Source organism: Burkholderia sp. S171 (assembly GCF_009766085.1).
Classification (GTDB): domain Bacteria; phylum Pseudomonadota; class Gammaproteobacteria; order Burkholderiales; family Burkholderiaceae; genus Caballeronia.
The window spans coordinates 970-10,180 of the sequence record NZ_LMUF01000078.1; the positions used below are offsets into that span (position 1 = coordinate 970).

A 9,211-nucleotide genomic window follows, 5' to 3' on the forward strand; every position below is an offset into this window, starting at 1 on the left:
GGCGTTGCTCAAGCGCGGTATCGACACCTTACCGACGCTCGGCGATGGCCGTCAGAGCGGTACGTCGGCGAGTCCGTCCATTCTCAACGTGTCGCCGGAAGCGGCCGTTGGCGGCGGGCTTGCATTGCTTGTATCGGGCGACAAGATCCGCATTGACCTGAAGACCCGCAAGGTCGACCTGATGATCCCCGACGCCGACCTCGCGCAACGCCGCGCGGCCTGGAAGCCGCCTGTGCTGAAAAACATGACGCCGTGGGAAGAGATCTACCGGAGCATGGTCGGCCAGCATGGCAGCGGTGCATGCCTCGAACCGGCCACGCTGTACCTGAACATCGTAGAGACGCGCGGCGAATCGCGGCACAACCACTAAGGCGCACTGACGCCTGGCCATCATCCTTCTGGAAACTTCTGGAGACACACACCATGCCTCACGCTTACCTCCCCTCCGACCTTGACGACGCGCTGCTGATCGGCCGCGTGTGGCGGCCCGCGCCCATAAATGGGCCATCGGTAATCGTCGTGCGGCGCGGCGAAGTGGTCGACATCACATCGACGGTCGCCACCACCGCCGATCTTTTCGATCGCGACGATGCCGTAGAGATCGCGCGCCATGCCCCGGGCGAATCGCTAGGGTCGGTCGATGCACTGATCAACGCGTCACTCGATCCATCCACCCACGCGATGCATTTGCTCGCACCGTGCGACGTGCAAGCAGTCAAGGCGTGCGGCGTGACGTTCGCGGTGAGCCTGCTCGAACGCGTGATCGAGGAACACGCGGGCGGTGACGCAAGCAAGGCGCAGGAAACCCGCTCAATGATCAACGAGTTGATCGGTGCGGATTTATCGAAGATAAAGCCCGGTTCCGAAGCAGCAGAAAAGTTGAAGGCCGAACTTGAGCGGCGCGGCGCGTGGTCGCAATACATGGAAGTCGGAATTGGTCCGGATGCCGAAGTATTTTCCAAATCACAACCCATGTCCTCGGTGGGATTCGGTGCGGACGTGGGTTTGTATCCGACTTCGAAGTGGAATAACCCCGAGCCGGAAATTGTACTGGCGGTGAACAGCGCGGGAACGATCGTGGGTGCGACGCTCGGCAACGACGTAAACCTGCGCGACATTGAAGGCCGCTCCGCTTTGCTGCTTGGCAAGGCGAAGGACAACAACGGCTCATGTTCGATCGGCCCATTCGTGCGTCTGTTTGACGGAGCGTTTACGCTCGACACCGTGCGCGAGGCGAGCGTGTCGCTGCGCATTGAAGGCGCGGACGATGGTTTTGTGCTGGACGGCATCAGCCATATGCGCGAGATCAGCCGCGATCCGGCCGACTTGGTCGCGCAGACGCATGGCGCGCATCATCAGTATCCGGACGGCTTCATGTTGTTTCTCGGCACGATGTTCTCGCCGATCAAGGACCGCGACACGCCCGGTGGCGGCTTCACGCATCATCTGGGCGACGTGGTGACAATCTCTACGCCGTCGCTTGGCGCGATCGTTAACACCGTGCGTTTATCGACCGAAATTACGCCCTGGACGTTCGGGGTACGTGCGCTTTATCGCAACCTGGCGGCGCGCGGCGTGCTCGGGAGCACTTGACATTCATCTGATGAAGATCGGATGAAGTTGCACACCGCTCGACTGCGTCCTTGCCCGAAAACGCTGCAAGGACGCGCTCGTCATTCTTACTGATTGACGAGGTCTTTGAACGCTTTGCCGGCGGTAAACTTGACCGTCTTTGCAGCAGCGATCTGGATAGTGTCGCCAGTCTTCGGATTGCGGCCCGTGCGCGCGGCGCGTGCGCCGGTGCTGAAGGTGCCGAAACCGACGAACTGAACGCTGTCGCCGCTAACAACGGCTTGCGTGACAGTAGAGATAAATGCATCGATAGCTTCAGCGGCCGCGGCTTTGCTCGTGCCGGTGGCGGACGCCACGGCGTCAACGAGTTCTTGCTTGTTCATTTCTGTTTTCTCAAAGATGGGTACAACGCACTGCCCATGCGAGTTGCATGGCGGAAGCGTCACCTTACCGGACACGCACGCTAGAGGCAAATCCGTTTTCGTTCGAATTTGTTGCAGGTTTTTCCCGGGTTTCGTTCGCTCGGCGTCTGTGATTTCGCTAAACGGCCCTGCCCTGGCGCGATAAATCGCAATGTGATGGAATGCAAATGCGAATTCGGTAGTTTGCAACGCATTGAAGATGTGTAAGCATTCCCGTCGCCTTTATCGTTGAAACGCAGCTAAAACCGCTTCATATAGGCCGTTTTCGTGGCCTTCGTTCGCGCCCCTTCTACCGCCACGTCCTTCGCATGCCACTCCCATGAGCAAGAAAAAGATCCTCCTGAACGCGTTCAATATGAACTGTGTCGGCCATATCAATCATGGCTTGTGGACGCATCCGCGCGATCAATCGGAAGATTACCGAAAGCTTTCATACTGGACGGATCTTGCAAAATTGCTTGAACACGGGTTGTTCGACGGGCTTTTTATTGCGGATATCGTGGGGGCGTATGACGTTTATCAAGCGTCGGTCGACCTGACGCTCAAGGAATCCATACAGTTACCGGTCAACGATCCCCTGATGCTCGTTTCCGCCATGGCGGCCGTCACGCGACATCTTGGGTTCGGCGTCACAGTGAACCTGACTTACGAAGCACCCTATCTTCTGGCACGACGTTTCTCCACGCTCGATCATCTGACCGAAGGGCGGATTGGCTGGAATATCGTGACCGGTTATCTCGACAGCGCCGCGCGTGCAATGGGCCTCACCGAGCAGATTGCCCACGACGAACGTTATGACCGCGCCGACGAATACCTCGACGTTACGTACAAGCTTTGGGAAGGCAGTTGGGAGGACGACGCTGTCGTGCGCAACCGCAGTACACGTGTGTTCGCGGACCCGCAGAAGATCCACAAGGTCAACCATCACGGCCGCTACTACGACGTAGAGGGTTATCACTTGTCCGAGCCCTCGCCGCAACGCACGCCTGTGTTGTTCCAGGCGGGTTCATCGGGACGGGGGCAGGCGTTTGCGATCCGTCATGCCGAGTGCGTTTTTGTTTCGAGCCAGAGCAAGCAAGGCACGCGCAAACTTGTCGATGCATTGCGCAAGCAAGCGGCTGAAGCAGGCCGGGACCCGGCTGGTCTCAAGGTGTTCATGGGTCTCACCGTCGTGGTGGGACGCACTGCCGCCGAAGCCGGGGAAAAGTTCGCCGAGTATGCGAGTTATGCGAGCGCCGAAGCGGGACTCGCGCACTTTGCGGCGGGCAGTGGTATCGATTATTCATTGGTCGGTCTTGACGACGAACTCGAACCGCCGGGTGGTCACAAGAGCCGCGGCATAGAGTCTTCAGTGCAGCGCGTGACGGATGGACAATCGGGCTGGACCGTGCGACGCCTGCTCGATCAGTTGAAACTCGGCGGGCGGTTCACGACTATCGTCGGCGATCCGGTGCAAGTGGCTGACGCGATGGAATCGTGGATGGATGAAACCGGCATCGACGGTTTTAATCTGACGCGTACCGTGACGCCCGAAAGTTACGAGGACTTCATCGACCTCGTGATTCCCGAGCTGCAGGCACGCGGTGTGTACAAGACCGCTTACGCCGATGGCACCCTGCGCGAGAAGCTGTTCAACCGCGGCGCGAAGTTGCCGGATGAACATACGGGCGCGTCGTTTCGCCGGGCTAACGAGAAGTAAGAGCGGCAGCCATTGTCACGCCAGCACGAGCCCTGTCTCAAACTCCGTGAGATAACTGTCGAGGCGGCTATAGGCGTTGCTTTGTTCATCTTTTATGAACGCGCCAAAAAACTGAACATACAGCGTTGTCCGTCATTGACGGTGTTAGTGAACCTGATCCGGCGTTTCTAGCCAATCATTAGTCATCCAATACAAACTGCCAAGCTCGCAGCAAATCAGCTTCTGCCGTCGGTTCCAATCCCGCCAATCCTCACAAGCTTAGCGAATTTCATGCTTTGCACAGCGTTCACCCGGCGTATTGACTGAGGTATCCTCGACGCTTCAGCATCATGAGCACTCTCTTGAACACTCCCGAACACATCCCGTTGAACATCGTGGTGATTGGTGGCGGCTTCACCGGCGTCGCATTCGTCATTCATGCCATTCGCGCCTGCCCGGCTGGCGTCAGTCTGGACTTCACCATTGTGGAACCGTCGGTGGAACTTGGCCGGGGCATTGCCTATGGAACGGCGGATCCGCTGCATCGGATCAACGTACCAAGCGACCGGATGAGCCTGTTTGCCGGCGACTCCACGCATGCCACACGCTGGCTCAAGGCGCACGAAGCAATCGATGCCGGCAGCAGCGACGGCCAGGGCAGCTACTACGTGTCGCGTGCACGATACGGAGAGTATGTCGCCGCGACCCTGAACGACGTCGTGGCCGAGGCCGCGTCACATGTGCGCGTAAGGCATCAGCGAGCAACTGCTACCGGCGTGCGTAAGATTGATTCAGGCTATGCGGTTACGCTCGACGACGGTTCGCATCTGGACGCGCATCGCGTTGCGTTGTGTTTTGGCCATACGCCGTCGAAACCACCGGGTGTCATCGATGAACAGGCCCTGCACGACCCTCGGTTGATCACGCATCCGTGGGCTACGGACGCACTGCGTGCGATCCCGCGGGACGCGTCCGTGCTGCTGGTCGGCACTGGCCTGACGATGGCGGACGTGGCCGTTACGCTGCTTGAGCGCAAGCATACCGGCCGCATCACGGCAGTTTCTCGACGGGGTTTGCGCGCCCAGCCGCATGGACTTTTCTCCGACGCCGCCGATTTCCTCGGCGATACCGCCCCGCCCGCCAGCGCCCGTGAACTCGTGCGCAAGCTCAGGCAGAGGATCGCGCGCGACCAGGCTCGTATCAGCTGGCAACCCGCCGCCGACGCCCTGCGTTTCGATCTTCCCCGGATCTGGAACGCGTTGCCTTCACGCGAACAAGCTCGGGTGGTGAAAAGGCTGCTGCCGTTCTGGGACGTGCATCGCTTTCGCATCGCGCCGCAAATTCATACGGCTATCGAGCGGGCAATCGAGAGCGGTCAGATGAGCGTCACCATGGCGGGTATCGTAGCGATCAGTCGCGTGGCGGAGCGCTTCAGCGCCATCTTGCGACGTCCGGGCGGCACGCATGAAGAGCACGCTTTCGACGCGGTGGTCTTTTGCACGGGACCCGCACGCGATATCGACAGGAATCCGCTCGTGAAGTCGCTCTTGGAGGGGGGGCTCGCGCGGCTGGATGCTGTGCGGATCGGACTCGACACCACCCTTCTGAGCCAGCTCAGAAATGCGGACGGCGACGTGTCGCCGGGCTTGCTGGCCTTCGGCCCGATGACACGAGGAACCTTCGGCGAAATGACCGGCGCACCCGACATCGCACGTCATCTCGAACGGGTGCTCAAGGATGGCAGCCTGCTCGCGTATATATCGAACTTGGCATCGACATCAGCATCGGCATCGCGTTGACGTGTGCGCGTAGCTGCATGCATCAACCCAACGCCGATGAAGAAAACCAGACATGTTTGTATGCAACCACTGCGGTCTTGTCCGGTAAACGCTCTGACGCAAGCCATGCCGACCTGACGGACCATGCCGCGTGAGCGTCGGGTGGCTTCACGAACGCATCAGCAGTCGACGCCCCGCCAACGCAAGGGATGAACCACGATTTCATGAGCGGTTTCGCTTCGAAACCGGCGTCGGTTCGTGTAATCAGCAGGGTTAGTCCGACTTCATCGGACGGGCGCCATGGGAAGATCAACCGGCCTTGCGGACGCAGCGCCTGAAGCCAGGCGCACGGCGGCGCCATGACGCCCGCGTTCACATAAATCAGATCCGACGCGGGCAAAGGCAACTTGGTCGCGTCGCCTTGTGTCACGGTTATGCCCTCGAACGCTTGCAAGTTCTTGCGCGCCTTCTCGGCCAGGTCCGGGTCAATTTCGAATGCCTCTACCCGACCGCCAGGGAGCACGAGCACGGAAAGAATGGCGGTGTAATAACCGGACCCGGCGCCGACATGGCACACCACGTTGCCCCGTTGCGGCGCGGCTGCACCGAGCCATGCTGCGTGAAGAAACGGCTCACCGTTATTGATTCCTTTGGCGGCATCCAAAGCAACTAGCGCGTTCTGGTAAAGATAGACAGGGTCGGCGCTGGGGGTCTCGAAGTACGCGTTGTCCATCATGATCTTCCATGGACCCGGCGGCAGGAACACCTCGCGAGGCACGAGTTCGAACACGCGTTCAAGCCTCGGATCGTCGGACTTGCTCGCGGCAGCCATGAGCCTGGCGTAGCACTTCCTGGCATCTGCGAGATTCGTTTTTTCTTTACGACTCACGGCGCCCCCCTTAACCTCGAATGGTTTTGCAGCCGATCTATCGTGGCAATGCCTTAGTCCTGCGTCAAGACGCCCTTGTGGCGCAGCAAAATTGCGTGATACAGCGGTATAAATGCGCTTTATATTCCAAAAAAGGTGCAATTCGCATTGAATCTTTCGTTGATGCGGTAAAGTCGTCCCAGCATGCAGCTTTGACTAATAACCTGCCGGATAAAATTACTTCCAAACCAGCGGCATTCCATTACCAGCGCGCTAAATGAGGTGCATTGGCATTCCTTAAGCGCATTCCATCCCTATACATCGACCGACCGTACGGCCAATTAGAGGCGTCTCTTTGTCCAGACGAACCGCTGGAGAAGGGCTGAAGTCCATAAAAGGCCCATTATTTGGGCTTATTGCGGCCTCATTGGGCGACTGAATTCCGTATTCCGCGCGCATTGCACCTTTTCCGGTTTGGAAAGCTTCAATAATTATTGGCGCGGCGTACAATTGATTCGCCATAATTCCAAAAGCGCATAGCGCCGCAGCGACTGTTTGTTACGGACGCGCTCACGGACTTAGAGAAGTCTTGTCACAACAATGCAATGCGACGCGGCTCGGCGCTCTGGTTTTATTCTCACTCGTTAGCTCTAAATTTTTGGATACGCTCATGGCAACCGGTACGGTCAAATGGTTCAACGATGCAAAAGGCTTCGGCTTCATCACACCCGATGACGGCGGCGAAGATCTGTTCGCTCACTTTTCGGAAATCAAGGCAGAAGGCTTCAAAAGCCTTCAAGAAAATCAGAAGGTAACGTTTGAGGTAAAGCAAGGGCCGAAGGGCAAGCAGGCATCGAACATCGTGCCGGCCTGAGTTTGATTCGGCCGTCACGGCGGCTGGTTTTCATCTGTCCCACGGATGAAAGCGGGGCGTGGCCATCTCTGGCCGCGCCCCGTAGTTACTTTTTGCTTGCGATTTTGCGTCCGAATATGCGTTCGTGTATCCGGCAACGCATCAGCGACGATCGAGGCCCACAGGCCCGACCTTCTTCTCTCCGCTTATCTGCCCGTTATATCTACCGCTTATCTGCCAGTTCTGGCAAATGCATCGTCCTGCAGCACCGACTTCTCCCCACGCACCGCACCTTGTTTGAAGGCGGGCGTAGGTGTATCGGCAGTGGAATGAGAAAGACTGAACCGCTCCTCGGGCGCCGTGCCATTCAGATGATAATTGCCGACCGCGGCCTCGCGCTGAATTGCCGGATTGTGCGATGCGATCACGCGTGCGTTGCGCCAGTGCCGATCAAGCCGGCGCGCTTCACTCGTCGCCGACGCCCCGCCCACTTCGAATAGCAGCGTGGCTGCCTCAAGCACTTGCTCGAGCACGATCTGCTGCGCCTGGTAAGCCTGGATATCGACGGCAATGTAGTCCGCTGTCGTTGCCACGCCCGCGTTGCGCGCCCGATGCACCCGGTCGAGCGCCGCGGCTGCCGACTCAACCAGTGCTTCCGCCGAATACGTGAGACTCGCGAGACGCCCGACTACGCGATGCACCAGCGGATTGTCACGCGGACTCGACTGCCCCGCTACGCCAAAGGTGCGTGTGCGACCCTGAACGAAGGCGACACCATCACGCAATACCGCGCGTGCAATACCGGCGAGCGTCGCCAGGTGCACGGTCTGGTAGAACGCGGTCAGCAACGAGTTGCGGCGCGGCTCTGACGCCTTGTAGCGCGACAGGATCTGATCGATGGGAACGCGTACGTTATCGAAACGTGTTGTACCGCTAGCCGTCAGACGCTGGCCGAAACCGTCCCAGTCGTCGGTGCGCGCCACGCCCGGTGCATCGCTTCGCACCAGCACGTGGAGATCAGTCTGCGCGTCGTGCGCGGCCACGTTGATCCATTCCGAATAGAGCGTGCCCGTGCTGTAGTACTTCTCGCCGTTTAGCAGAACAAAGCCGGGGTCCGCGTCGGGCGTGACGGTCACGCTATTGTGCGTGGAGCCGGTGCGCTCCGACGTAGCCGCTCCGACTGTCTCGCCTTTCGCAATACGACCTAGCCAGCGCTCACGCGTTGCTTCGTCACCGGTTTCGAGTTGCTGCTCGATGAAACCCGAGTGAGCGCGAATGATCTGCGGCAAGTTCGAATCGGCTTCGCCCAAACGCGTCAGTAGGCGGAAATACTGCGGTAAAGAAACGCCACTGCCACCATATTCGCGTGGGACTCGCAGCGCGGTAAAGCCGCTGTCTTTCAAACTCTGGACGGCATCGCGAGCGAGTTCACGGCCCTGCTCACGTTCTATAGTCCCTTTGCCGATCTGCTCGAATATCTCCGCGAAACGCGCGTAAAGCGCAGCGTCTGCCGGTGCTGACGTCGTCATTTACTTCTCCACAATTTGAACTGGTGCGAACGATGAGGATAAGTGCCACGCGAAGCCGCCGACAACGAACGATAGGTGCTAACCATATGTGCATGGCGGGTTTTGTGGGTGTCGCCGGGGGCTGGGTTGCTAGGTTATGGGGTTAGCGGTCGGGGTTAGCGGTCGGGGTTAGCGGTCGGGGTTAGCGGTCGGGGTTAGTACCGGGTTGGTGCTTTCCGTGTTAGTGGTCTGCGTGAGTCGGATTTTCTCTTTATCACTGTTAGCCACTGCGCGTGGCGGCGCGTCATTTCTTGGTCCTTAGCGACAAAGAAACGAAGCAAAGAAAACGCTTTCACCGCTCTACCCTAAGTGTCCACAGCGTGCAGTTTTCATTCATAGGTGCCCCAAAAGCACGGTGCTCGCCAGAGCGACGAATGTTTGAACCCCTCCTTCGTAAGCGCCCGGCAAAGTCAGGGGTGAGCTCAATCAGGGGACAGTTGGTACCCAGTTATGCGGAAGCAATTCGGCGATC

At 58.8% G+C, this 9,211-nt stretch carries 8 protein-coding genes; 5 read left to right on the plus strand and 3 right to left on the minus strand.

Annotated elements, in window-relative coordinates:
* A partial coding sequence (locus GSQ93_RS38485; RefSeq protein ID WP_254074268.1) for a dihydroxy-acid dehydratase occupies positions 1-370 on the plus strand: 370 nt, incomplete at its 5' end.
* A gap of 53 nt (positions 371-423) precedes the next feature.
* Entirely contained in the window at positions 424-1,593 is a 1,170-nt protein-coding gene (locus tag GSQ93_RS37540) for a fumarylacetoacetate hydrolase family protein (protein WP_158941278.1), read from the plus strand.
* Between the two features lie 86 nt (positions 1,594-1,679).
* Here GSQ93_RS37540 and GSQ93_RS37545 read toward each other — a convergent pair whose 3' ends face one another.
* Positions 1,680-2,030 carry an HU family DNA-binding protein gene (locus GSQ93_RS37545; RefSeq protein WP_367889813.1) on the minus strand — a complete coding sequence of 117 codons (351 nt, stop codon included), beginning with the start codon at positions 2,028-2,030 and terminating at the stop codon, positions 1,680-1,682.
* A 283-nt stretch (positions 2,031-2,313) separates the two neighbouring features.
* Between GSQ93_RS37545 and GSQ93_RS37550 the strand changes: the two genes are divergently transcribed.
* Both GSQ93_RS37550 and GSQ93_RS37555 read left to right on the plus strand, forming a co-directional pair.
* A complete protein-coding gene (locus GSQ93_RS37550) occupies positions 2,314-3,693 on the plus strand; it encodes an LLM class flavin-dependent oxidoreductase (protein WP_158941279.1) in 1,380 nt (459 codons plus the stop codon).
* 341 nt (positions 3,694-4,034) lie between these two features.
* The gene (locus GSQ93_RS37555; RefSeq protein WP_158941280.1) at positions 4,035-5,471 is read left to right on the plus strand and encodes an FAD/NAD(P)-binding protein; all 1,437 of its coding nucleotides are present in this window, start codon (positions 4,035-4,037) and stop codon (positions 5,469-5,471) included.
* Positions 5,472-5,493: 22 nt separating this feature from the next.
* Here the strand turns inward: GSQ93_RS37555 and GSQ93_RS37560 are convergent, their stop codons facing one another.
* Positions 5,494-6,339, minus strand: coding sequence for a protein-L-isoaspartate O-methyltransferase (locus GSQ93_RS37560; RefSeq protein ID WP_216857738.1), 846 nt, complete (start codon positions 6,337-6,339; stop codon positions 5,494-5,496).
* A 649-nt stretch (positions 6,340-6,988) separates the two neighbouring features.
* Here GSQ93_RS37560 and GSQ93_RS37565 point away from each other — a divergent pair.
* A complete protein-coding gene (locus tag GSQ93_RS37565; protein ID WP_031356584.1) occupies positions 6,989-7,192 on the plus strand; it encodes a cold-shock protein in 204 nt (67 codons plus the stop codon).
* Between the two features lie 209 nt (positions 7,193-7,401).
* On the opposite strand, the gene GSQ93_RS37570 is transcribed toward GSQ93_RS37565, so the two are convergent.
* Positions 7,402-8,700 carry an acyl-CoA dehydrogenase family protein gene (locus tag GSQ93_RS37570; RefSeq protein WP_158941281.1) on the minus strand — a complete coding sequence of 433 codons (1,299 nt, stop codon included), beginning with the start codon at positions 8,698-8,700 and terminating at the stop codon, positions 7,402-7,404.
* Between the last annotated feature and the right edge of the window lie 511 nt (positions 8,701-9,211).

Excerpts from the sequence above, each read along its gene's own strand:
- GSQ93_RS37565 (WP_031356584.1), top strand. The coding sequence starts at position 6,989 with ATGGCAACCGGTACGGTCAAATGGTTCAACGATGCAAAAGGCTTCGGC.
- GSQ93_RS37570 (WP_158941281.1), bottom strand. The coding sequence starts at position 8,700 with ATGACGACGTCAGCACCGGCAGACGCTGCGCTTTACGCGCGTTTCGCG.
- GSQ93_RS37550 (WP_158941279.1), top strand. The coding sequence starts at position 2,314 with ATGAGCAAGAAAAAGATCCTCCTGAACGCGTTCAATATGAACTGTGTC.
- GSQ93_RS37540 (WP_158941278.1), top strand. The coding sequence starts at position 424 with ATGCCTCACGCTTACCTCCCCTCCGACCTTGACGACGCGCTGCTGATC.